This is a genomic window from Halobacillus sp. AWM4_238 (assembly GCF_056158265.1).
The window spans coordinates 357,110-380,929 of record NZ_JBSWSY010000002.1 but is presented as its reverse complement, the minus strand read 5'-3'; the positions used below and the strand labels follow the sequence as shown (position 1 = coordinate 380,929).

Sequence of the window (23,820 nt, the reverse complement as noted above, 5' to 3'; positions counted from 1 at the left end):
ACTTCACCCCTTTACTCCATCCACTCGAAACTTCCTCCTAAAGGAAATTCGACAAAGACTCCCAATAACCTCCCAAATAAAGTAAAAATCCCTGGTTCAGAAGACCAGGGACCAATTATTCTATGATTCTGTTCACCAACCACAGTTCAAATTCCCCCTCTTTAATGCCCGCTAACTTATGCTCCATGTCCCCGTTCTCCTTCTTCTTGTCCTTTAACGTATAATCAAACGGCTTTTCATCCTTATCAACCGAAGGCGATTGTACCTTTGGACCAGAATAAAAGGAAGATTGAACAAGATCGCATATCCCACCATGATCCAGCCGGCCCACGGCGGGTTGAACAAAAAGAAGAAAGGGGCAGCGAACATCTGCAGCCAATGAGACAACTCCGAACGATTCGTCTGCTTTTCAAAACGATTCCATTGAACCGAGTTCCGTAAGTGTGCGGCCGTTTTCTCCTTCCGAAACCATTTCCTTGCTTCAGGAAGGCGGTCTTTCCACTTCTTTACCCTCAACTGTTCATATACCTTTGTCCTCGTCTCCCATCCCCTCACTCGATATAGTCCTGAAAAGGCTTGGACAAAAGCCTCCGGAGCAACGGAGACAAGAGTGCTCACCCCAAGGTGGATGCACAACCAGGCGACGACATTTGCCACCATTAAGGTGAACTCCTTTTCTTTTCAACAATCGTGCGCCCTTTCCACGTCGTCTGCCGCACGAAAAAAGTCTTCCACAAGGAGTAGACAAAGACGAAAACGAAAAAGCAGAAATGCAGCGGAAAGATCAGCGCATCATACCATCGAAAGCTGCCGATGTCGATCCACGTACGGTACAAGAGAACGACGAAGGCTGCATAGCCTGTAAGCCCCCACCAACCAAGGCTAGAAAGGTTTACTAAGAAAGACATCACAGCGGTAAGCCAGACAACATTCGCTGCTGTCATCAACGGAGAAGCGGTCCTTGCTCCTGTGGAAAAACTTTTGGCCCAGCCTTGGATCACTTGGTTTACATCCGCTCCGTACATTCGCATGTTCAATACACCGCGCCCGCTGTAAGCTTTCGTTTTCATCCCCTGGGAAGCTGCCTTTCTCGTAAATGCTAGATGTTCTACAATTTCTCCCCGGATGGCCTCGTGACCTCCAAGCTTCCAATACGTATCTGATGCGAGCACAAGACACGGACCGAAGCCTCCCTGCGTTCCGAATTTATCCTTCCCTGCCATTGTCAACCCGGAGGATGCCAGGACGACAAGGTGAAAAACACCGGAAAACTTTTCCCAAAATGAACCCATCGCATGGTATGGGTGAACGGTCATGACTGTATTTCTCTCATCCATAGCATTCACCAGACGATCTACTCCCCCATCAGAAAACCATGTGTCGGCATCCAGAAACACGAGCGTCTTTCCGCTCGCTATTTTCGCACCGTTGTAACAGGCCCACGACTTCCCCATCCATCCAGAGGGTAAGGAAGGGTTATCCACCACCTTCACGCCGAAACTCTCAGCGGTCTGCCTCGTCTCATCTTCTGAATCATCGTCAACGACAATCACTTCCCGCAGGGGGTGCTCCGTTCCTAACGTCGGTAGCAGACGCTTCAAATTTTCCGCTTCATTCCGAGCGGGAATAATCAATGTATACATCGTTGTATTCTTACGTTTTTCTTTAGGAAACGATAATTTATGCCAAAAAAGGAAAAGGGTTGATAAAACCACTGCGATCATCCCCCACATTCCCATCACCTCCACTGTACTTCCATTGTCACCTCAGAAAGTATTGATTATACAAAGAGAAGAGCGGGTACAATGGTTATTAAAAAAGAGGGTTCAATGATGCTTAAATTTTGGATGGCACGATTACTGCGACTTTTCCCCAATCAGGCGGAAAGAAACCTGATGGTTCCGTTTCAATATGTACATAAAAAAATAGATGTGATTGTGGATACCGGTGTAAAACCAACGAACATCAGCCTGTACTACCCGTCAGCACCTGATGGAAAACGATTCCCTGTTTATATGAACATGCACGGCGGTGCGTTCATTATGAATGAAAAGAAAATGGACGACCCTTATTGTCGTTATCTCGCCAATAAAACGGGGTGCGTCGTCGTGAATGTCGACTATGCAAAAGCCCCGGAATATCCTTTTCCTCAACCTGTCGAACAGTGCTACGGGATCTATCAATGGCTGAAGACCCATGCAGGTGTCCTACATCTCGACCACAATCAAATGGCGGTCGGCGGTCAGAGTTCAGGGGGGAACATGGCCGCCGCCCTCTGCCTCCTCCTGAAAGAGCGGGCCCAGCGACAACCCCTTCTTCAAGTGCTCTCCTATCCGATGCTCGACTTTGTCACCCCGCACGGTGATAAACCAGAGCCAGACAAGTGGCGGGCCAAGTACCCGGAGGCTGCTCACTTTCTCAACTATTGCTACGTCCCTGGGAAAAACCAGGCCGCTCACCCGCTCGCTTCTCCTGTGAAAGCAGAAAAGGTGGAGGGGCTCGCTCGTGCGCTATTTGTCATCCCGGAATATGATGCTTTTTCTATGGAAGGAAAAGCCTACGCACAAAAGTTAAAACAAGCGGGCGTTGATGTCGATGTCCATGTGTTTGAAGGATGCAGCCATGCTTTCACGCATCAGGGACCTCAGGATAAAGCTGAAGAAGCCTGGAAACTTATGGCCGATACGATGCGGCAGGTCATAAAATCGTAACAAAACCGAGCCGATTCTTCTTTGCCACTCCCTGCTTTTTGACTTATAATGACGAGTAGTGTCGTTTTATAGTTTTATTAAAGCAGGTGATCCATTGTTAGAATATAAAGTGTTAGGCTCCGACCCTTCCAAGGAGTATGTAATCTTTCTCCATGGCATCGGTGGAAGCGTCAACATCTTCTTTCCACAGATGAAAGCTTTCCGAAAGTCTTTCAATATAATCGTCGTCAATTTACCCGGCCACAAGAACTCACCGAGCTTGTCCAGCTATAACAAGAAATTTTCCTTTGAAACGGTGACCGAGGAAGTGCTCGGTGTTCTAGATGATATTGGAGTGAAAAAAGCCCATTTCGTAGGGATTTCTCTCGGTTCCGTCGTCATTCAACACATCCTGTCCACTGCGCCTCACCGCGTACAGACCGCCGTGTTAGGTGGAGCAATTACTCGAATTAACCTATTGGCAAAATTCCTTCTTATGCTAGGGACTATGCTCAAAAATATCACTCCGCACCTGTACTTGTATTCCTTGTGCGCGCGGATTCTGATGCCTAGAAAGAACCATAAAGAGTCAAGAAATGCCTTCATCCATGAGGCTTCCCAGATGAAAAGGGAAGATTTCCTCGGTTGGTATAACATCGTTTATTCGGTTCCGGATACGTTCACACACGTCCATACAAACGCGTCGTCCGTCCCAAAGTTGTATATCACAGGTGAAGGGGACCATATGTTCAGAGATGATGTGATCAAAGACACGCAGCACATGCCGAACACATCGTTTCTGCTTTTATCAGGGAGCGGGCATGTCGTGAACCTGGACAAGACCGAGCCTTTCAACAAACTGGCCATTTCCTTCATCCAATCCAATGGTGAAGCAGATATGGCAAACATCACAGAGGAAGTCATGCACTCCAACCACTAAAAAAGCGCGGGCCTCAGGCCATGCGCTTTCTTTTTTTATTTGGATTCCCAACGTTTAATAACACGGACAACCCAGTATAAAACAACCCATGGCAGGATGAACTTGGTGACCCATTCGACACCCATGATCAGGATCATCACTAATCCAAATGTGTTCACACCGATATATGGCAGTGTGAAATAAAGTACGAGGATAAAAGCGAGACCTAGTCCCGCATCTCTCCATGGGATGTGTTTGGCTCCTATTTGCATTTCCTCCCACTCCTTTCCCCTATTCGATCTCCTTCCAGTATCTTAGTGACCGATATTTTTCTGCTTCCTTACTGCCATAACCTTTCTGTTTGTGCGAGAAAGCGAACCCCCTCGCTTCATAAAAAGGAATGCCCTGTTCGTTGCCTTCCTGAACGGATACCCATATCTTTTCCGCACCGTATTCTTCTTTCTGCTGTGTCGTAAAAGCTTCCAGCAGTTTCGTCCCGATCCCTTCCTTTTTTCTGGCTGGATCCATGTACAGGACGTAAAGTTCGCATGCGTGATCATCGATCATGCCGCCACCGCAAGCGCCCACAACCTCTTCTCCATCGACGGCAACGATATATCCGCCCCATTCTTTCCCTGTATCGGTGACCTCGTTCATAATCCTTTCCTTTGTATAAAACTGCTGGATGATTTGTTCGATGTATGAGGAAGGATAAAGGTCCGCATAGGTGGTTCGGTTTCCTTTGGAACAGACGCGTACGATTCCTTCCACGTGATCTGATTCTGCTTTTAAAATTTTCACCATAATCGTCCCCCTTTCCATGCAAGACAAGATCATTTTTCTTCCACGATCGACCGGATAATATGTCTTGAATCATACTCACGATTGGATGTGTATACAATGGGCGGTACTCTGGAGAACAATTCCCTATTGATCTCATCAATGGTATGACCTTTTTTATACAATTCATGGACTTGTCCGCTAAGCTCCTCCAGATGGTCAAGCTTTTTTCTCATCGCCTTTTTCCCGTGTTGGATATGACCTGCATGCTGGCAGAACATATCTTGAAAATCGAGTGCAAGGACTTTTCTTATGGACTGCATCATAACAGGGATGGACTCGTCACCCATGATGACTTTCGGTTTTGGATGGATGAACAGATCCCCTGAAAACAACCTTCCACGTTCCTCGTCGAATAACGCCGTGTGATTCTTCTCATGGCCTGGTGTATGGATAAGGTGGTACGTGTGGTGATTGGACTCAATGGTTTCCCCATAGGGTAAAGGCGAAAAAGGTTTTCGTGGTCCCCACAACCTTTCCCTGTACAAAGGGAGCTCGGGTTCCCTCTCACATTCCGCAACCGCTTCTTTTCTTATGTAGACAGGAAGATCCCTTTCGCTCTGCAGCCATGCAGCTGTTCCCGTATGATCCTCATGAGAATGAGTGAGGCTCACAAACTCTATCGGGGTTTCTTGATAGAATGGTTTGAAATCTTCCAGCATACGTGAAGCTCCCGTGTCCACCAACATTCCATCCACATGAAATACATATACGGCCATGGAAAAGTCTCCATCACTCCCCTTGCCTAAGACGGAAGTCACTTCGCCATGCTGTTCCATCTTCATTTGAACACCTCCTATCCTTAAAAACCAGCTTTGTAATCATGTAATGGATTCTTACTCTTGCACCTCTTTGATCCCTTTCCCACCCATAAAAGCGTGACCGGTCTGGAAAGTAAGGATCGTTGTGAACCCATAACGGCTGTACACCTTTTCAACCCGTTGATTAATGGGGTGCACCCATAATTTTTCCAGTTTCAGGCGTTGAGCTTCTCGTTGGATCTGTTGCAACACATATCCAATCAGTCCTTTGCCTCTGTATGCTTCGATTGTAGCGACACTCTCAATTCTTCCTTGATGGCCATGAACAAACAAACAGGCGGTCGAACAAGGTTTTCCATTATATTTCAATAGATAATGAGTATAGCGTTCGTCATTAAATTCCGATTCAAATGCCTTTTCCCGTACGGATTTGCCTCCAAATTCTTTAATCTGACACTCAACCTCAAGAGCGTCTTGGTAATTCTCAGTCGCTACTTTCTCAAGCGTAATCTCTTGATGCTCCGGAAGCTGTGTCACTTCTTGATTCCACAACTGAATAGGCTGCGAAAAATCTTCATACCGGAAGCCCTTATCTTTTAATAGAGCAATAAAACTCGACAATGACTCTAGGTTGTACAGATAAAATCTAGGAATAATGTTCAAATCCTCATAAAAGGAAATGACCTCTTCGATTACTTTTTTAGGATGATCCGGTTGTTTACTCACGTGGGCGTGGTTGGCATCATAATAGTCTGGCTGGTTCCGGTTCCAAAACAATACCCCCCACGCTTGATCCTGCTTATTTGAAAAGGATTGCAAAAGGGCAAATTCAAGCTCTTCGATCTGTTTCATTACATCCATGGTTCTCTCCACCTATTCTTGTTTTTTATCCATTCTTTCATTTCAACAACGCCGTTTCAATCTCCTTTAATCCATATGGAAAATCAGGCGATGGCTGAATGCAATAAAAAAACAGACTGGAAGATCCAGCCTGTTTTGTGGTTATTTTAATAATCGGTGTTCAAATGGGAAATCAGAGAAATTCTCTACGCCGTCCTCTGTAACGAGCAGTTGTTCTTCTAACTTGACGCCTTCTTTGCCGCCTGGCGATCCGATATAACTTTCAACAGATAGAACCATGTTCGGCTGTATCACTCCATCGTACCCTTTCTCTTCGAAATCCTGCGGGTACACGATGTAAGGGTACTCTCCACTTAACCCTGTTCCGTGAGCAACCGTGAAATAGCGATTCGGGAAGAACTCATCCGGAATTCTCCAGCTTTTCTCTGCATATTCACGGAAGGTCATCCCTGGCTTCAACAGGTTAATATTATACTGAATTTGTTCGTATGCTGTTTGATACAACCGTTTTTGTTCATCGGTCGGTTCACCGTCACCGCACAAAAACGTTCGGCTGATGTCCGTGAAATACCCGAATGGTCCGTTCATGTCGGTATCAAAGGCCACTAATTCTCCATCGTTGATGACTTTATCGCTGCATTCCTGGAACCACGGATTGGTACGGGAACCAGAGCTGAGAAGTCTCGTTTCTACATAATCCCCGCCTTGCGAGATGTTCACGTTGTGCAAGTTTGCCCATAATTCATTTTCTGTGATTCCTGGTTCTAAGGCTTGCTGCATACGGATCATGCCTTCTTCTGCAGTCTTAACGGAAATTTTCTGTGCTTGGATTTCTTGTTCGTTCTTGATACTGCGGGCATGTTCGATCGGCTCTTGTCCGTCTACGATGTCAATGCCTTCTTTCGCAAGCTCGATCGCTCCAACAGAAGGCACATAGTCGATAGCAAGTTTATCGTTCCCACCCGCATGCGAGCGGAATAGATCAGCGATTTCTTTCGCCCATGCACGAGCGTTATCATACAGGTTTTCACCAGAAGCAACATACGAAAGCGTCGTCGCTGGTCTCACTTCATCAATCGTTTCGATTCCTTCTGATAAGTGTTCACAATTTGGGAAATCGAATAACGTAACAGGGCCTTCTGTCGGGATAAAGGCATAACGCGCTGGATTTCTTAGCATGAATACTTGCATGTTACGGCTTCCGGTCGCATAGCGCAAATTGACAGGGTCAAAAATGACGATTCCGCCGTAGCCAAGTCTTTTTAACTGCTCCCTTACCCTGCCAAGTCTATATTGTCTCATCTTCACAAGATCGATTTGCGTTTTCTCATGACGAATACTCGTTAATTTACTCACAGTATAATCCTCCATTTAGTTTAGAGCTTGTATTTCTTCGTTACAAACATGTTATAACAAGATTATACTTATATCAATATGTTATATGATATTAATCAATCTCTATGCTGTATTTAAAAAATTCTGTCGTATATTTTGTCCGGCTGTACTCTATAGGATTGGCATCGATCCCTAGAGTGGTCCGTTCAATATCAATGAGTGCTTCTCCCGGCACAATCCCTAGCAAATCCGCCTCGTATTGGGTCGCGTTGCTGGCAGAGACATGTTCCTTGATATTGGTATGATGGATGCCCTGTTTCCCTAGTGATGAAAAGATATCAAATTCCTTGTCTGCGATGTCTTTCACCACATTTGCAATAGTCACCGGAACGTACATCTGCTGATAGCCAATCGGCTTTCCATCCGCTACCCGCAGCCGATCTGCAAAGAATATTTCTTCCTCTTTCGCTAAAGAAAGTTGGTGTTTTGCATGAAAATGACTGTGGCTGGTGCCCATCCGTAACACAGAAACATCCATGTCCTTTCCAATCTCATGATGAATAATCCCCGGATTTCCTAGCTGCTCTCCTGGAATTTCTTTCACTTTGGTCGGGGCACCACGACTTGTTTCCAAGGTGCCGTTCTGAACAAGTTCTCGAATCGCTTGTCTGATCGTTGTACGACTGACATTGTATTGTTCGATAAGTTGACTCTCAGAAGGTATCGAATCGCCTGGTTCCCAGCGTCCATCCTTGATATTCGTAACCAACTTATTCTTAATTTGTATATATAATGGTATTTTTTTCTGTTTATCGCTCATGGTTGTGACCCCTTTACTATGATGCTTTTATCTCTATTTTATAGAGGAACGGTTGCCGTTACCAGTTGCAGAAAAAACGGGAGCATCTCTTTTTTTCTTAGTCTTCCCATTTCCTTCTGTGTCAGGTCCCATCCTCAAACATGATCCTTCGAATACTCCACCGATCAAAAACTTTCAAAAATTAAAAAGAACCCTTCAATTTGAGGGTTCCTTTCTGCCATTAAACGATTCGTCTAGCATTCTGTGCATAAACGAACCAATGGCCTGGATTACATGCAAAACGGATGCTATTTCTATTCCTGAGGTTGATCTCCTGAGACGTTCACATTGAAACTAATTCCAAACTTGTCTTTTACCATCCCGTACAAGGGGCTGAAATCTGTCTTATGGAGCGGGATAACAACTTGTCCACCTTCTTCTAAAGCGGCGAAAATGTCCCTCGCTCTTGCCTCTTCTTCAAGATGGATGGCAATCTGAATCGTTTCGCCTGGCTGATAAGGCATGCCTTCATACGTATCAGAAAACATGAGATCTGCGTCCCCCACTTTCAAATGGGCATGCATCACTCGCTGTTTCATCTCATCTGTCAACGGGTAATCCGGATCAGCTGGAAGATCCCCATACGTTCTGATACTCACCACGGTTCCACCAAGTGCATTTTCGTAAAAGTGGACCGCTTCTCTCGTGTTCCCGTCAAAAAACAAATAAGGGTTTAAGCTCAATGTCATCATGCAACATCTCCTCTCATGATCTATTAAAATTATACCATTCTACTACCCGGTGTACTCATCGATTATCAAGAGGAATACTTGAACAAAACGGATCTTGTTATCGTACGCCTTTAGTAGTAGATGATTTATATCTTTTGGTGAATGGGTATCTAAGGCAACATTTGACATAATGAAAAGGACAAACCTCTTTCCGGTTTTGCCCCACGATTGGTTAGTGGCTTTCCATTCGACTAGTCGCGGGGTTTTTTCGTTATTAGGTACATCTCCTCCTCTATGATCGGTGCTTTCCTTCCCGTCATTTGTCATGTAAACTGATGTATATAGAATATTCAGACATCAACGGAGGTCCTCATGAAAAAAACAACGACCGCTATGCAAGTGAAAGAGAAACAAGCCAAATGGTTCTTATCCTTCATTACCGTTCTGGGGTGGATCGCGCTCGCCTGGATGGCTCTTCATAGTCAACGTCCTGACAATATCACCATTTTTCTTCTGCTCCTCTTGTTCATGATGATTACCGAATATTTTCCGATTGCCGTATGGAAAGGATATACATCACTCAGTTTTCCCCTTCTGTATACCCTGTACCTCGTCGACGGGCTTCCTTTAGCCGTCCTTGCCTACGCTTTCGCTGTGATGCTCGTCAATCTTATTCAACGAAGGCCTCTCCGTATTGTGTTGTTCAACCCAGCGCAGCTGACACTCAGTTTCATCTTAGCCGTGTCGCTTACCCTTTGGGCTTCGTCTTCATGGTTAGCCACTAATACAGGTTCTGCTACGTTTTTGATCACATTGACAGGGCTGTACTTCTTTTTCAATAACTTGATCGTCGATCTCGTTCTCCTGCTTCGCCCGCAGCGTTATACTTTTCATATTTGGCGGACCAAAATTGTTACAGAAACAACCAGTGCCCTTTTGTCTCTCATTTACATCGGCACCATGATGTATATGGGCACCCAAAACCGCGGCATCATCGACGTGTTCAGCTATTTCTTCTTTTTCTCCCCTCTGGTCGGATTGGCGCTATTAAGCTTCATCATCGTCCGTCTGCAGAACGAACGCAACCGAATGAGGGCTTTGTTTTCCATTTCCACTGAATTGAACCGCCGTTTACCTTCAGAAGATTGGACGCAATCGATCGAAGAGAATATGGACGCCATCGTCGACGTGGACGCCACGATTTTATGGCTGAAGGAGAACCATACATGGGTGACGCAGCTGCAACACGGACAAGTTCAATCCCACGAGCCGCTCTCGGAAGAAGAAATGAACCGTTTTGAAAATATGGACAAAGTCGTTCGTTTTCAAAATCGCAGGAATATTGCAGACGCCGTACCTGGAGGTTTTCACAAAGCGTTGAAGGCCTTCATCTTCGCTCCGATCAGCTATGAAGGCCAAACGCTCGGCATGTTGGCTGTGGCCAGAAGCCGGACGCACAGCTTCCGCGAAGATGATGTGCAGACGGTCGCAACGCTTGCCAACCAAATCGCCATCGCCATCAAGACCCGGATGCTGATTACAGAACAGGAGAAGCGTATCGTTCTTGAAGAGCGCAACCGGATCGCACGGGCCATTCATGATGGCGTTGCACAATCGCTTGCCGGGACGGTGCTGAAATTGGAAACGGCCGATCGCAAGTTCCCTTCTAAACCAAAGGAAGCTCACAGCATCCTGCTCGACAGTCTTGGGAAGCTGCGATGCAGTCTTAAGGATATCCGCGCCTCGATCTACGCCCTACGTCCATATGAAACCGAGCGCGTCGGCTTGAAACAGGCGATACAAAAGCGAATGGATGTCATTCAGACGGAAACCAATTTGAACATCACCTTCGAAGAACGAGGCAAACCGATTCCTTTAAGTCCGATGGTGGAAAAGGTGATGTTCGACATTTTCCAGGAGAGTATCCAGAATACGGTCAAACATGCAGACGCCTCCACCGTCCACGTGCTTCTCAGCTATCAGACCGAACACGTCTTATTGAAAATCAGCGACGACGGCATCGGTTTCTCCCTGCTTGAAGCGATGATCAAAGCGAAGAACGAGCCACATTTCGGCATCCTGAGCATGAATGAACAAGCAGAGAAAATGGAAGCGTCCTTACAAATCAACAGTGAAGAAAATGGAGGGACGGAAATCGTCCTGACGATTCCAAAACTCGGACTTGAAGGGGGAATGGAAGATGATCAACGTCATGTTAGTGGATGACCATGCCGTCTTACGAGATGGGCTCAAGAACATCATCGAAACAGAAGAAGATATACAAGTGGTGGGCGAAGCGCTTAATGGTGAGCAGCTGTTAGAGCTGCTGCCTGCGTGTAGCCCTGATGTCGTGCTGATGGATATTAACATTCCCGGTCAGAATGGCATTGAACTTACGGGACTGCTTAAGAAGAACCACCCGGATATCAAAGTCCTCGTCCTGACGATGCACAGCCACGACGAATATTTCATGGCCGCTATTCGCGAAGGGGCTGATGGTTATCTCCTGAAGGATCTGCCATCCTATCAGGTAGTAGAAGCCATTCGTACCGTCGCCAAAGGAGAGTCGGTCATCGATCCCTCGCTGACAAAGAAACTGCTCGGTTACTATAACCAAAAAGACGAGGAACCAAATCCATCGGAACTGACCGAACGGGAGAAGGAAGTTCTCGCCTGTCTTGTGAGCGGAATGAGCAACAAAGAAATCGGCGAGGAATTATTCATCAGTGATAAGACCGTCAAAATCCATGTGAGCAAAATTTACAAAAAACTGAACGTGAAGAGCCGTTCCCAAGCAATCATCCACGCCGTTCAAAATCAACTGGTACCTTTACCATGAAGAAACTTCCTCTGTTTTGCAGGGGAAGTTTTTTCATGTACATCTTTCGTACTACAGGAACTAGTCCATCCGGTCGTCCGATTACTCCTTTTGAGGAATGGTAGACTGCCTTGAAATTAAGGATAATGAAGACAAGGTTAGAAAATTCTGAATATAGGAGGATAACATATGAAAGTCAAAGTATTAGCATTGATTCTCACACTCGTTGCAGCGATGATCCCCGCGAGTGCTTTCGCCCAAACTTCGAGCTCAACTGCCACCATCGGCCCGAAGCTTGAAACGCTTATGCAGCAATCGACAGAACCTTTAGAAGTGGTGATCGCCTTCCACAGCGATGGAGCTCCAACCCCAGAACAGCTCAATCTTCTTGAAGAGACGGGTATTACGAAAGGCATATCTTTTGAAAGCCTTCCGATAGCAGGAGTAGTAGCGACCGGCGATCAAATCCGACAGCTTGCCCAGGATCCGGACGTGCGTTCCATTTATTTCAACCAAAAACTTGAGTATGAAAATGCAGATGCGACGGCCTTGACCGGAGTCGATCAAGTCAGAGCGGATAGCAGCATGCAAAAAGCGAATGAAGGGCTTCCCGTGTCAGGAAAAGACATCGGCGTCGTTGTGAACGACAGCGGTGTGGATGGAACACATAGCGATATTAAATTCGGCGACCATCTTGTCCAGAACGTTTTAGGTTCGACCAACTTGCATGCCCTCAGTGATCTGCTTCCCGTTACATATGTGGAAGACGTCCCGAACACAGATAACAACTCTGGACACGGCACCCACGTAGCTGGAACCGTCGGTGGGAACGGTGCTAAGTCCGCAGGTAAACACGAAGGTGTCGCACCAGGTGCGAATTTGATTGGATATGGATCAGGCGCCGGCTTGGCCATCCTCGATACGATCGGCGGGTTTGATTATGCCCTCACCCACCAGAGTGAGTATAACATCCGTGTGATCACAAACTCATGGGGAGCGACAAGTGATTCCGGCACCGCTTTTGACCCTGAAGACCCGATCAACATTGCAACGAAGAAATTGTATGATCGTGGTATTGTGACCGTCTTTTCTGCCGGAAACTCCGGACCCGCCGAATCAACGATTTCAGGCAACTACAAAAAAGCGCCATGGGTCATTACTGTAGCTGCTGGAGATAAGCAAGGCAAACTTACCGATTTCTCCTCTCGAGGTGTGAAAGGGAAAGGTGGAACAGTAACCGTTGATGGCGAAACATTCGACTGGGTAGACGCACCGACAATTACAACACCAGGAAAAGACATCATTTCAACACGTGTCGTTTCCCCGACCACAGGACTATCTGCTGAAAAGGATGCCGAAATGATAGAACCTGCCTACTTGCCGTATTATACGACAATGAGCGGTACATCTATGGCTGCGCCTCATATGGCCGGCATTGTCGCTTTGATCCTGGATGCGAATCCGGCGCTATCTCCGATGGAAGTCAAAGATATCGTGCAGCAGACAGCCACCAACATGCCAGGCTATGAAGCATGGGAAGTCGGAGCCGGTTATGCCAATGCCTACGCAGCGGTCGATCAGGCACTGAACCCTTCCAAAGCCTATGGCGATACTGTAAAAGCTAACCAAACCTTCTACGCAGAAGCCCAAATGGATATCGAACGTGAACCGTTCACGATCGATTACTCTACCGCAAATGATTCTACGAAGACGTTTCAAGTAGAAGAAGGACTGACAGAAATCGTCGCTCAAGTGAATGCCAAAGGATTATTGGGTGAAACCGGCAATCCAATCAACCTTGTGCTGATTGCTCCGGATGGCACGGAATATACATCAGGAATCTCTGTCCTGTTCAGCCTTTATACCGATCGCACCGTGCAGGTAACAAGCCCGATGGCCGGTACATGGACCGTTGAACTGAGAGGTTTATCTGGAGCCGCGCTTCCAGAATCTGTCGATGGTGAATGGACGACCAAACGGACCGATGGATTTTCAGGCTTGGAAGATATCGCCGGTCACCCAGCGGAAGCCGCAATCCAAGCCGGCATCGCTGAACGTCTGTTGGATGGAAAAAAGAACGGGTCTTTCAGTCCTGATCAAAAGTTGAAACGCGAGGAACTGGCTCACTATTTGACGATGGGCGCAGCTGTGGTCCAATCACTGGGCAGTCCCTCCTTCAACGATGTGAAAGCAGAGAAACGAGCCTTCGCAGAAGCGGTACTAGCGAAAGGAGCTGCCCTTAAAGATATCGAACAAGACGATCAGGGCGTCATGCAGCTGCAAAACGGAAGTTTCAATCCGAAAGGAACCGTAAGCCGCACCGATTTGGCTTATTCACTTGTCCAGAGTCTAGGCTTGCAAAAAGAAGCTTTGAACCATGACGGACCGCTTACCGTTCAATACAAGGACGAACGCCTTCCATTGACGGACGGCGATCAAGTACCAGCTGAATACAAAGGTTACATCCAATTAGCGCTTGATTTGAACATCCTAAACGCCTATTTTGACGTCAATCAGGGACCATATGATCAGGAACCGACCGTCACCGCTTCTTTCGCACCCGGGGTTGAGGTCACCCGCGGCGATTATGCCGTCGCCATTTCCCGCTACTACGCCACCTACTTGGCTCCATAACAGAATGAAATCGTAAAGGACTTCCACAAAGGAAGTCCTTTTCTTATGGCTACCCCCCTTCTTCACTCCACACCCCTTAGTGCTTCTCCCTTTCATCTCACCATCAAAGATCTTCTCTGAGCTTAAGTGCGGGTAATGGAGATAAATACAGATCGACCAAAAAGCCGGTCTCATTCCCTTTCTTGCAGAGGAAGCCCGCCCATTGCTTGAAACCACCGTATCTACATAAAATGATTAGAACGTGAGCCATCACTGATTAGAGAACAAAAGAAAAGCCGGACAATGACGATCCATTGTCCGGCTTTATCTATATCTTTTTTTTCTTGAATCAGAAAGGTCTGGTGGAAGTAAAGGTGAATGGTACATCAGCGCCTGAATAAAGACCTACATACACATATTTTGTTCCACCTGGAATGACTCCTGCTTCATTCGCTCCTGCTGTAGCGACGCCACCGATCTTTTGAAAATGACGATCGTAAAAATAAACATCATAGTCGTAGTCCACACTGCCTTCTTCCCCTTCTAGGGTGAAATTGTGGATGCCATCTCCATACGGCTCTGGAAGAGAGATCACGTACCCATCTGCTCCTTGAGACGCGGGTTCAGGATTTTGGGTCGTGGCGAATTCATTTTCCGTTACGGCCAATGAGGCATCCTCACCAGCAAGACTTCCGATGCCCGTCCCGGCATTCCCAGCCTGAACGGTTCCTTCAGACACAAATGGCTCTTCTGGTTCCAGTTCAATCGGTTCTATAGCTGTCTTCTCAGAGAACGCTTGAACGTCCGCGATTTGGACAAAGCCTTTGCTGTTGTCCTGCGTATCATGGGCGATCAGCTTCAAGTATTTCGCTTTGACGGGTTTGTCTAAGTCAAAACCTTGGTAGTGTAAATCCGCCACTGTCGGTCTCGGCTTTTGCGCTGTGAATCGATCTCTGACAACGGTCGTCCAGTTTTCCCCATCCATTGAAGTTTGGACCGTGAAATTCTTCAGTGTCGCAAAACGCGATTTGGACAGATCTTTCATCGCACTCACTTGGATGCGGGACACTTTGACCGCTTCATCGCCTGCCAGATTCACGACAAACTCTGAACCTTTAAAACCGTTTTCTTGAGTATCGGAAGCATAGACACTCGCTTCCGTATCATCGATGGCGAATTTGACAGGATTGCTGTCCGCCTCGCCGGATACTTCATCAACAGTCGCCCCATTGAATGAGGACGCCACGTTCGGTGCTAGATCAAACGATAACTTGTTCGTCTTTCCCGGTTTGATTTCCACATCTCGAATTGTGCGCGAACCAAATCCTCTCGCTTGAATCGTAAGATCGTACGTTCCTTCAACCACATAATTCGAGAATTTCCCTTCTTCTCCAGTCACGGATAAGGGACTTGTACGAGCTTCAAATTCACCGATCATAATGCGGGCATCTGCCACTGGTTCACCCGTAGCATGGTGAACAACCTGGCCTACAATCTGACCATTATTGACCCCGTCCGGGTGGTTGAACGCAGGTATCGGATCGGTATCATTTCCGTCTTCTGTGTAGGCGTCTGACCCAAGACCTCGTTGGGCGAACGCTTTCCAAAGTTCATTATAGTGCTTCCCATCGTACCGCTCGAAGTCTGCAGCGATGATCGCGGTCCGCATATCTTCCATCGAAGGATCCGGAACGGAAATCGGCATCGCATCCATGATGAGATGTTCCATAACCGTTTCCCCTTCGGCTTTTCCAAAGGCGTCAATCATTCCTTCTCTCACATGCCAGAGAATGGCCGCCCAGATATCGCCGTCAGAGTGAACTTCCGGTCCGCCGACGTCATACCCGATATCTCCGTAGTTATAGGGAGCTTCGTCCAACGAATAACTGCGGATGCCGGCTGCTTCGTTTCCTGTGACGTAAGCACCGACGACCGGCTTCTCCTGCAATCCTTCTTTCACTAAATAATGCATGCCATACCAGTCGCCCCAGCCTTCGCCCATTGAACCGGACTGATGGCTCCCTAGAGCTTCCCCACCTGCGACGAGACGAGTAGACAGCGCATGAGAGTATTCGTGATAGATGATGCCGGCATCAAAATCCCCGTCGGCATATTCGCCTTCAAAGGCCCCAGGGATCGGCTCCCACAAGAACATGCCGCTCCAGGAAGGAATGCCGTCCGGCAGGGTCAGCATGTACGCATTATCCCTGCCTGTATACGTTGGCGCGCCACCAGAGGCTGCCCCCGCCTGGACAAGACCGAGAATTGCATCACCGCCGAGCCCCCCTTTGCCGAAGTTGTTGTACTGCAGGTTGCCCGCAGGCTCCGTCCAGCCCAGGTTGTAAAAATAATCATGAAACAGGTTGTGATGGTAGAACAGGTTGGTCGACGCACTGTTCAAATCCTCTGCGTATGAAGGTGGAGTCGTCTGTCCTTTCGTTTCCTGCCAGGAATTCTTGAACGTATAGCTGAATTCTCCCAGTGGAGCTACCGGCCGAGCCGCTTGATCAGCAGGGACGAGGAAGTTGCTCCAGTTTCCATAGGAGTTTGCATTGTTACCGAAAGTCGTCACGCCAAGCGGGGACCCAGGGGTCAGCCACCCATCAGGGGAAGCATCTGGATCGCCGTTGAAAGACTTCAGTGTCTGTGTGCCCCCTTTTGGAGAACCTGGATAATTTTCAAAAATCAGTCCTTCCGGATCAGACAGGTGTTTCACTAAATTACGTTTATACAACGATTTCCCTGTGGCGGCATCAATGACGACTTCATACCCTTTGTCCAATTCTTCAATATACAGGACACGATACGCTGGACGCACCCCTTCTTTCGTTACGAACGTCGCTTTTTTCACACGCTGTTTCGTCGGAAGGACATCTGCACCATCAAAGACTTCCCAACCGTTTTCCACCCCCAGCGTTTGAGGGGTATAGGAGATGGAGCTGCCTTCATGCGCAATCGCTTTTTGCAAAGCATCCGCCGGGCTTAATTGGAACGAATCCGTTATTTCCTGAGCTCTCGTCATGTTTCCGGTCACTGAAAGGATCTTTCCTTCTTCATTAACAGCTACGATGACACGTCCACCATAAACGGATTCTACACCATCGAACGTCTGTTGAAACGTGACCGGCTGCATCCCAGTCCCTTTCATCTCATAGTTTCGGATTACTTTCAGTTCATCGATATCTTCTGCTTGCAAACCGAAAACCGCAGCATGTGCTTTCAACCAGTTCCGAGCAATCGTTTCTGCAGATTCTTCAGATGCTTCCGTTAAATATCCCTGCTTTTTCATAATCGAAGAAGGAGTCCCGAATATCCGATTCCACTTGACTTTCACACCCGCTCCAGAGTCACTGATCAACTGGTCGGCAGCCAGCAGCTGCGCATCCGTCGGCATCACTTTCCCTGTCCCCCTCCTCGTATCCATAGGGATTTGTAAATGTTCCTGATGGGCGTTCCCCTCCAGGATTGGTCCTGGGATGGCAGCATCCACTCCGCTTGAAGGTCCAAGCAGCTGGGTTGCTAAAATACCAGCCCCTAATACAGATAGTAATTTGCTTTTTTTCATGGTTGGCCTAGCCTCCTACACCTAGCGTTAGGAAAACTTTCGCCATCCTCATGCCGATTCCTATCTTGATGAAAGGATTTACTAGATTGCGCCTATCTCAATCATTTTTATGGTCTATCTCTTCTACTACGAAAGGCGTAGGAGTGGATAGTACGATAGGTGAAGTGTGTTGCAACGAACACCAATACCCAAGGGTTAACGGTTTCCATATAAAAAACCTCCTCTTCGTGTCAATTCACACCAAAAGGAGGCATGTTCATTGTCTTTCCACTTGCTTTTTCCGCTAAAAAGTAAGAGATCATCAACCATTCCTACAGCTAATACAAAGAAGTACAATAATGAATAAAGGAAGACATTGCCCCACGGACGATCTGATTGTAACTTTTCTGTAATTGCAAAGTCACAGGACCTGGTTCTCCATTGCCTATCAATCTTCGATCCACTTCTACTACTGGCTTAATCCCAATGGCTGTTCCGGTTAAGAATATTTCATCTGCCTCGTATAGCTGAACCCTTGCTATACTTTTTTCTTCGACGGCTAACTGCAGCTCTTCACCTAAGATTTCAGTTACCGTATCACGAGTGATGCCTGGGAGAATATCATCAGATACCGGCGGTGTAAAAACCTTGTTTCCTCGAACCAAGAAAATATTTTCAGCAGCCCCTTCACTTACGTTTCCTTCTTCAGTTAGAAAAATTGCTTCATCATACCCATTTAAAGCTGCTTCATGGATCGCCAATGCTGAGTTCATATAACCGGCCGTAGACTTCGTTTGAGGAGGTATCATATTACTACCGATTCGCGACCAAGAGGAAGTCCCTACTTTTAAAAAAGGCTTAGGCTCATAATCGGTGATGTCCGTGTAGATAGCCATATGATTAAACGAATTACTCAGACTGGGACGTAGTGTATCTTCTCCCTTAAAACAAATAAGACGTATGTAAACGTCTTGAGTAACCCGATTCATGAAAAGCAGTTGTTTGGTTATATAGGATAATTGCTCAACAGAATAGGGCATCGTAATGAACAAGCTTTTTCCCGACTGGTGAAATCTTCTCAAATGATCTTCTAATCGAAAGATAAACAATTGTTTTTGGTCATGGTTCCAAAAAGCCCGAATCCCATCGATGCAGCCCAAACCATAATTCAGACCTTTATTTTTAACGCTCACACTCAAAGACCGCTCATCCACGTACTGATCTTTATCGAACATAAAGGTCAATGATTTCACACCTTTTTTAACACTATATGCCTGACCAGCTTGACTATACTCGATAACTTTTTGTAAGAACAGAATGGACTGAGCCATTGGATCAACCCTTGTATAAAATGTTTATTTTAAGTAGATTGGTTTTTTGGAACCTTCTTGCTATCCAATGTAAACCTAACCGTGATTCTGCTTCTGCTTTTCCTCCCTGATGCGTTTCTTCCACTTAAAGAACACGTACATGGCATTGAAAGCCACGATCAACAGCCAAACGGACAAGTATACCTTCACAAACAGCGCGTTCAGTTCTCGTTGAACGAGTAAGATCGCAATGAAAGTCCCAAGCATTGCCGCAAGAGCCATCACACTTAATCTCCAGTCAGAATATTCGAGTTCCTTCAATTTCCTCAAGTGATTGAACTCCCTTCATCCTCCATAACCCCGAGACCGTTCCTAGCAAATTTTTTCCTTTATTCTTTTTCCAAATCCTTTTTCTTCAACGTAAATTTCATGCCGGCTTCTCCAGAAAAATCCACAAACAGTTTTGTCGCACCGCCCGAATCAAGAGCTCCAGTCACGTGTAATTCAATCGTATCGAGCTCAAACCCATCAAAACGATCGACCAAATTTGTCAGTTCTTCCGGTAAGAATTCTAGATACTTTTCGCTTGAAGTACCTGCGATTGATGCTTCCTTATGTTGATCTGGCAGCATAAATGTTACCTTCTTCTCTTCACTCATTGTAGCACCTCCGCTTTACGGCCATTATACCATCATCTACCAATTAGAATCGTACAGCTATCACATCTGAAGAAATCTTTATGTATCTAATAACAATGGATAAGTCTATGAAACAAGCATACATTAGAGTGGATAAGCAAAATCGAGGGGAGATTGGTGAAGGATGCTTAAGAGAGTATACGCCAATCACAGATAAGCAATAGGATTACTTTCATAAGCTCACGAAACACAGCAAAGGAGGGAAAACCTATGATTTTCATTATTTTTTTTATTGCAGCCATTCTTGTAGTGACAGCCGCTATTCATCTAAATCAATGCGGTGACGTTATTAGTAAAAAGACTTCTTTAAGCGGTGCTGCTGTGGGTACTTTCTTAATTGCCGGCGCTACTTCATTACCCGAATTAACGACCAGTCTGACTGCCGTGTATATCGATAACCCCGACATCGCCGTAGGGAATATGCTCGGCAGTAACGTCTTCAATTTATTAATACTCGCTTCTGTTGATTTGTTTTACCGGAAGCAACGGTTCTTTCAAAGAATTAACCAGCATGCGAATCTTCCTTCTGCATGGATCAGCCTTACTTTTTTAATCATCATTTCTCTTTCCCTTCTCGTTCCTGAATCCATGCAACTTTTCAATATAGGAATTGAAATGTATATCATTGTCATCCTCTATCTTTTTTCTATAAAGTTCATGACCAGTGATTACGATGATGATCACCACTCTCCGCTCACGAAAGACCTGCCCCTGTCGTCAGCCATAACTGGTTTCCTCGTAGCCGTTGTTGTCGTTTTTATTTCCGGCAGCATTCTTTCCATTGCAGGGGACAAGATGGCAGAAGTCACGGGAATGGACGCTAGTTTTATAGGCAGCTTTTTAATAGCAGCTTCCACTTCATTACCGGAGTTCGTAAGCGTCCTTGCCGCATTTAAATTAGCGAACTATAACATGGCGATTGGATCCATTATCGGAAGCAATTTGTACAACCTTAAGTTACTTGTTTTCACGGATGTTTTGTACCAGAAAGGGGCAATATTAAAATCCATCCAAGGAACCCATTTGTACCTTGCTTTACTTGGGATCATCATGACCTTGTTCCTTATTTACACACTCATAAGACCGAAGAAAGTAGACCGTCTATGGCAGTATCTCATGCCATCTTTGTTCATAATCACTCTATACTTTGTAATCTCATTTATGCTCTTCTTCTTATAGCTGCCCATCATTGTACTCCCCTCTTCTGCCATGTTTGCTGAAGATATGATTAAAACACCTTTAGGTAGATCCACAAACCGTTCATCTAAATCTGTTTCCTTTATTTATATACTCCGCATTTCCTGCCTTGGCTCGGATTTCATCTGAAAAAGTAAGGAACAAATGCTGCATTGTATGTATTAAAATACAAAAATAGGAATAATCACCTTGCATATATTCCCACACACACCCTAAAGACCTAATATATACAAATATACAGAAACACCTCTGAATCTCCCCCCAGTCTCTTTGGGGGGTTTTTATCACTAAACATTAGGGAGTGGAGAAAATCATTCTTGTGAAGAAGGCGGTTGAATCTGTTACATTTGCCACATCGGTCAGACACCTTGTCATTGAAGACGGGTGCTCAAGGTCTCTTTAGCTTTTTATTCCTATGAACGATAAAAACAATGATTATAGATAAAGGGATGCTGTATAAAACTTCATCAATGGCAAGCGAGTACATGATTAGAAAAGGTATGAGTAACATCGCGATTACACTTATGACTCTACTATACGTGTATAAGTAGTATCCGATAAGACTAGTAACGAATGTCGGCCAGAGCACAAACATTACGAGCATCAGAACCATATTCGTTCTTCCTCCTTTCTAATCTATCAAGCTGGAAAAGTACCTCTGCCCATACGTAAGTTCCAACTAAAGAAATGGCTCAACATGAATGCTTATACATATAGACAAGTAAATCATGCATACCTTCTTAAAAAGCACAAAAGGAGGGACGAAATGATTATTCATGTCGTAGAAAGCGGGGATTCGCTTTGGAAAATTTCCCAGCGGTACGGGGCGGATATCAATCAGATCATCTTATTGAATCAGCTGAACAACCCCGATGTGGTCGTGATCGGGCAGGCCCTCGTCATCCCTGAGCCGAATAAAGAATATGTCATCCAGCCTGGAGATAATCTTTGGAACATCGCGAACCGGTATGGCGTACGGGTTGATGATCTTGCCGAGAAAAACAACATCGCAAACCCTGCACTCATTTTTGTCGGACAGATGCTCCTTCTCCCGTTTACCAACTACATTGTTCAAAGTGGAGACAGCCTATGGCAGATTGCCAAAAAGTTTGGCGTGTCGGTTTCTGAGATCGCTGAGGCAAATGGCATTGAAGACCCCTCTGTTATTTCAATCGGTATGCCGCTCGCAATCCCTTCTCCTCTTCGGCCCGTGAAGGAAGTGAATGCGTACATTACGAAAACTACAGGAGAGGGAGCGAGTGAAGTAAACACTCTTGGTAGTCATTTCACTTACCTCTCCCCTTTCACACGCACCATACAGGCGGATGGAGGTCTTACAGATTTGGATGATGCAGCCGTTTTACAAGTAGCTGCTTCTCAAAACATTGCCCCATTGCTTGTGATCACCAATTTTACCGGGGGAAGCTTCGATTCGGATCTTGCCGCAACCTTTTTAAGAAACACAGACATTCAGGACACGTTCATCAATAACCTGCTACAGCAAATGCGATCGAAAGGCTATGCAGGAGTCAATTTTGACTTCGAATATGTCTATCCGGAAGACAAGGAGAATTACAACGCTTTTCTCAGGAAAGCCGTCAGCCGCCTGCGCCCTGAAGGATTCAGCGTCTCCACCGCCCTTGCCCCGAAGGTAAGAGCAGATCAGCAGGGACTGCTTTACGAGGCGCACGATTATGCAGCGCAAGGTCAAATCGTGGATTTTATTGTTCTTATGACCTATGAGTGGGGCTGGTCAGGGGGAAGACCATGGGCCATCGCCCCCATCAATAAGGTCCGAGAGGTGCTCGATTACGCGGTCACCGTCATTCCTCGGGAGAAAATCTTGATGGGTATGCCTTTATATGGACGTGAGTGGGAAATTCCTTGGGTGCAAGGCACGTACGCTCAGACCGTCAATCCACAGGAAGCCATTCAACTCGCAGCAAGGTATGGAGTCCCCATCCAATACAATGAAGAATACCAGTCCCCTTTTTTCCGATATACCGACGAAAATGGGCAGCAGCATGAAGTCTGGTTTGAAGACGCCAGAAGTGTGCAGGCCAAATACGATACCATCGAAAATTACGAACTGAAAGGCGCAAGCTACTGGGTTTTAGGAAGTCCCTTCCCTCAAAATTGGCCGATTCTCCAACGCAATTTCAAAGTGAAAAAAATGTAAGGCCTCTTTTCTTTGGAGGCCCTCTTTTTATTCAAATATTTTCAGTGTGAACCCACCCGCCTCTACTTTTTTCCTCTTCCCCTCTACATTAACGATATAAATAAATGGCTCATCCGTTGGAAGGATCTCGGACACTTTTTGATTTCTTTCTTTAAAAAAGGACCTGATCTGACCTTCGTCCTCAGCGTCTATATTTCTAGTTGTTTCCTCTTCCTTTTCATATGTAAAATCACTCTCTGCAGATTCAGGTTCCCTGTTTTGATCATAAATGCCTTGCAGCAAATGGATGTTTTCCGCAAAACCTAAGAACAGAATTCCTGTGACGAGACTGCTGATTAAAACACCACTCCCCAAAACCCATGTCCCTTCAAAGATCATGACGAAGAACGAAAGAACACCAAGGCCAATCGCTCCTATAGCACAATAGCTTAATAGCTTGGCCATCGTATTGTATCTTTTCATAACTATCCCTCCTTCACATGCCTCTTTGTTTCCCCCGTTCATGAGACCTATTCCTTATCCGCA

The 23,820-nt window shown here is 46.1% G+C and carries 21 protein-coding genes; 7 read left to right on the top strand and 14 right to left on the bottom strand.

All coding sequences use genetic code 11. From position 1 onward, the window contains the following. Nucleotides 1–213: 213 nt before the first annotated feature. Both ACXACN_RS01985 and ACXACN_RS01980 read right to left on the bottom strand, forming a co-directional pair. Nucleotides 214–660, bottom strand: a complete 447-nt coding sequence (locus ACXACN_RS01985; RefSeq protein WP_474961889.1) for a glycosyl-4,4'-diaponeurosporenoate acyltransferase CrtO family protein — start codon at nt 658–660, stop codon at nt 214–216. Beyond that, on the bottom strand, nt 660–1,733 hold the full coding sequence (locus ACXACN_RS01980) for a glycosyltransferase family 2 protein (protein WP_474961888.1): 1,074 nt from the start codon (nt 1,731–1,733) through the stop codon (nt 660–662). Before ACXACN_RS01980 ends, ACXACN_RS01985 begins: the two co-directional genes overlap by 1 nt. Before the next feature lie 99 nt (nt 1,734–1,832). On the opposite strand from ACXACN_RS01980, the gene ACXACN_RS01975 reads away from it, so the two are divergent. Together ACXACN_RS01975 and ACXACN_RS01970 are read left to right on the top strand one after the other, a co-directional pair. Then, nucleotides 1,833–2,711 carry an alpha/beta hydrolase gene (locus ACXACN_RS01975; RefSeq protein WP_474961886.1) on the top strand — a complete coding sequence of 293 codons (879 nt, stop codon included), beginning with the start codon at nt 1,833–1,835 and terminating at the stop codon, nt 2,709–2,711. Nucleotides 2,712–2,805: 94 nt separating this feature from the next. Further along, a complete protein-coding gene (locus ACXACN_RS01970; protein WP_474961885.1) occupies nt 2,806–3,630 on the top strand; it encodes an alpha/beta fold hydrolase in 825 nt (274 codons plus the stop codon). Nucleotides 3,631–3,665: 35 nt separating this feature from the next. Here ACXACN_RS01970 and ACXACN_RS01965 read toward each other — a convergent pair whose 3' ends face one another. The 7 genes from ACXACN_RS01965 to ACXACN_RS01935 all read right to left on the bottom strand — a co-directional run bounded on the left by ACXACN_RS01965 (nt 3,666) and on the right by ACXACN_RS01935 (nt 8,954). Beyond that, on the bottom strand, nt 3,666–3,881 hold the full coding sequence (locus tag ACXACN_RS01965; protein WP_474961883.1) for a hypothetical protein: 216 nt from the start codon (nt 3,879–3,881) through the stop codon (nt 3,666–3,668). 19 nt (nt 3,882–3,900) lie between these two features. Further along, a complete protein-coding gene (locus tag ACXACN_RS01960) occupies nt 3,901–4,413 on the bottom strand; it encodes a GNAT family N-acetyltransferase (RefSeq protein ID WP_474961881.1) in 513 nt (170 codons plus the stop codon). Nucleotides 4,414–4,442: 29 nt separating this feature from the next. Beyond that, entirely contained in the window at nt 4,443–5,234 is a 792-nt protein-coding gene (locus tag ACXACN_RS01955) for an MBL fold metallo-hydrolase (protein WP_474961879.1), read from the bottom strand. A gap of 51 nt (nt 5,235–5,285) precedes the next feature. Beyond that, nucleotides 5,286–6,071 carry a GNAT family N-acetyltransferase gene (locus ACXACN_RS01950; RefSeq protein WP_474961877.1) on the bottom strand — a complete coding sequence of 262 codons (786 nt, stop codon included), beginning with the start codon at nt 6,069–6,071 and terminating at the stop codon, nt 5,286–5,288. Nucleotides 6,072–6,212: 141 nt separating this feature from the next. After that, nucleotides 6,213–7,427, bottom strand: coding sequence for a M24 family metallopeptidase (locus tag ACXACN_RS01945; RefSeq protein WP_474961876.1), 1,215 nt, complete (start codon nt 7,425–7,427; stop codon nt 6,213–6,215). A gap of 91 nt (nt 7,428–7,518) precedes the next feature. Beyond that, nucleotides 7,519–8,226: a GntR family transcriptional regulator gene (locus ACXACN_RS01940; RefSeq protein ID WP_474961874.1), complete on the bottom strand. Its 708-nt coding sequence runs from the start codon at nt 8,224–8,226 to the stop codon at nt 7,519–7,521. A 293-nt stretch (nt 8,227–8,519) separates the two neighbouring features. After that, nucleotides 8,520–8,954 carry a VOC family protein gene (locus ACXACN_RS01935; protein ID WP_474966779.1) on the bottom strand — a complete coding sequence of 145 codons (435 nt, stop codon included), beginning with the start codon at nt 8,952–8,954 and terminating at the stop codon, nt 8,520–8,522. A 354-nt stretch (nt 8,955–9,308) separates the two neighbouring features. Between ACXACN_RS01935 and ACXACN_RS01930 the strand changes: the two genes are divergently transcribed. The 3 genes from ACXACN_RS01930 to ACXACN_RS01920 all read left to right on the top strand — a co-directional run bounded on the left by ACXACN_RS01930 (nt 9,309) and on the right by ACXACN_RS01920 (nt 14,388). Further along, nucleotides 9,309–11,162: a GAF domain-containing sensor histidine kinase gene (locus ACXACN_RS01930; RefSeq protein WP_474961872.1), complete on the top strand. Its 1,854-nt coding sequence runs from the start codon at nt 9,309–9,311 to the stop codon at nt 11,160–11,162. Beyond that, a complete protein-coding gene (locus ACXACN_RS01925; protein ID WP_474961870.1) occupies nt 11,137–11,775 on the top strand; it encodes a response regulator in 639 nt (212 codons plus the stop codon). Before ACXACN_RS01930 ends, ACXACN_RS01925 begins: the two co-directional genes overlap by 26 nt. 168 nt (nt 11,776–11,943) lie before the next feature. Further along, the gene (locus ACXACN_RS01920) at nt 11,944–14,388 is read left to right on the top strand and encodes a S8 family serine peptidase (protein ID WP_474961869.1); all 2,445 of its coding nucleotides are present in this window, start codon (nt 11,944–11,946) and stop codon (nt 14,386–14,388) included. Nucleotides 14,389–14,716: 328 nt separating this feature from the next. On the opposite strand, the gene ACXACN_RS01915 is transcribed toward ACXACN_RS01920, so the two are convergent. The 4 genes from ACXACN_RS01915 to ACXACN_RS01900 form a co-directional block, all read right to left on the bottom strand. After that, nucleotides 14,717–17,932: a M36 family metallopeptidase gene (locus tag ACXACN_RS01915; protein WP_474961867.1), complete on the bottom strand. Its 3,216-nt coding sequence runs from the start codon at nt 17,930–17,932 to the stop codon at nt 14,717–14,719. 317 nt (nt 17,933–18,249) lie between these two features. Next, nucleotides 18,250–19,242 carry a branched-chain amino acid transaminase gene (locus ACXACN_RS01910; RefSeq protein WP_474961866.1) on the bottom strand — a complete coding sequence of 331 codons (993 nt, stop codon included), beginning with the start codon at nt 19,240–19,242 and terminating at the stop codon, nt 18,250–18,252. Between the two features lie 75 nt (nt 19,243–19,317). Then, nucleotides 19,318–19,551, bottom strand: a complete 234-nt coding sequence (locus tag ACXACN_RS01905; RefSeq protein ID WP_474961864.1) for a hypothetical protein — start codon at nt 19,549–19,551, stop codon at nt 19,318–19,320. A 59-nt stretch (nt 19,552–19,610) separates the two neighbouring features. Further along, nucleotides 19,611–19,880: a hypothetical protein gene (locus ACXACN_RS01900; protein WP_474961862.1), complete on the bottom strand. Its 270-nt coding sequence runs from the start codon at nt 19,878–19,880 to the stop codon at nt 19,611–19,613. A gap of 249 nt (nt 19,881–20,129) precedes the next feature. Between ACXACN_RS01900 and ACXACN_RS01895 the strand changes: the two genes are divergently transcribed. Both ACXACN_RS01895 and ACXACN_RS01890 read left to right on the top strand, forming a co-directional pair. After that, complete coding sequence (locus ACXACN_RS01895) at nt 20,130–21,098, top strand: sodium:calcium antiporter (protein WP_474961860.1); 969 nt, start codon at nt 20,130–20,132, stop codon at nt 21,096–21,098. 784 nt (nt 21,099–21,882) lie between these two features. Then, the gene (locus ACXACN_RS01890) at nt 21,883–23,295 is read left to right on the top strand and encodes a glycoside hydrolase family 18 protein (RefSeq protein WP_474961858.1); all 1,413 of its coding nucleotides are present in this window, start codon (nt 21,883–21,885) and stop codon (nt 23,293–23,295) included. 27 nt (nt 23,296–23,322) lie between these two features. Here the strand turns inward: ACXACN_RS01890 and ACXACN_RS01885 are convergent, their stop codons facing one another. Beyond that, a complete protein-coding gene (locus ACXACN_RS01885) occupies nt 23,323–23,757 on the bottom strand; it encodes a hypothetical protein (protein WP_474961856.1) in 435 nt (144 codons plus the stop codon). Nucleotides 23,758–23,820: the final 63 nt, after the last annotated feature.

Coding starts and splice junctions, on each gene's coding strand:
- ACXACN_RS01955 (WP_474961879.1), bottom strand. CDS start 5,234: ATGAAGATGGAACAGCATGGCGAAGTGACTTCCGTCTTAGGCAAGGGG.
- ACXACN_RS01985 (WP_474961889.1), bottom strand. CDS start 660: ATGGTGGCAAATGTCGTCGCCTGGTTGTGCATCCACCTTGGGGTGAGC.
- ACXACN_RS01890 (WP_474961858.1), top strand. CDS start 21,883: ATGATTATTCATGTCGTAGAAAGCGGGGATTCGCTTTGGAAAATTTCC.
- ACXACN_RS01950 (WP_474961877.1), bottom strand. CDS start 6,071: ATGGATGTAATGAAACAGATCGAAGAGCTTGAATTTGCCCTTTTGCAA.
- ACXACN_RS01900 (WP_474961862.1), bottom strand. CDS start 19,880: ATGAGTGAAGAGAAGAAGGTAACATTTATGCTGCCAGATCAACATAAG.
- ACXACN_RS01910 (WP_474961866.1), bottom strand. CDS start 19,242: ATGGCTCAGTCCATTCTGTTCTTACAAAAAGTTATCGAGTATAGTCAA.
- ACXACN_RS01965 (WP_474961883.1), bottom strand. CDS start 3,881: ATGCAAATAGGAGCCAAACACATCCCATGGAGAGATGCGGGACTAGGT.
- ACXACN_RS01975 (WP_474961886.1), top strand. CDS start 1,833: ATGCTTAAATTTTGGATGGCACGATTACTGCGACTTTTCCCCAATCAG.
- ACXACN_RS01960 (WP_474961881.1), bottom strand. CDS start 4,413: ATGGTGAAAATTTTAAAAGCAGAATCAGATCACGTGGAAGGAATCGTA.
- ACXACN_RS01980 (WP_474961888.1), bottom strand. CDS start 1,733: ATGTGGGGGATGATCGCAGTGGTTTTATCAACCCTTTTCCTTTTTTGG.
- ACXACN_RS01935 (WP_474966779.1), bottom strand. CDS start 8,954: ATGACATTGAGCTTAAACCCTTATTTGTTTTTTGACGGGAACACGAGA.
- ACXACN_RS01920 (WP_474961869.1), top strand. CDS start 11,944: ATGAAAGTCAAAGTATTAGCATTGATTCTCACACTCGTTGCAGCGATG.
- ACXACN_RS01925 (WP_474961870.1), top strand. CDS start 11,137: ATGATCAACGTCATGTTAGTGGATGACCATGCCGTCTTACGAGATGGG.
- ACXACN_RS01915 (WP_474961867.1), bottom strand. CDS start 17,932: ATGAAAAAAAGCAAATTACTATCTGTATTAGGGGCTGGTATTTTAGCA.
- ACXACN_RS01940 (WP_474961874.1), bottom strand. CDS start 8,226: ATGAGCGATAAACAGAAAAAAATACCATTATATATACAAATTAAGAAT.
- ACXACN_RS01930 (WP_474961872.1), top strand. CDS start 9,309: ATGAAAAAAACAACGACCGCTATGCAAGTGAAAGAGAAACAAGCCAAA.
- ACXACN_RS01895 (WP_474961860.1), top strand. CDS start 20,130: ATGATTTTCATTATTTTTTTTATTGCAGCCATTCTTGTAGTGACAGCC.
- ACXACN_RS01885 (WP_474961856.1), bottom strand. CDS start 23,757: ATGAAAAGATACAATACGATGGCCAAGCTATTAAGCTATTGTGCTATA.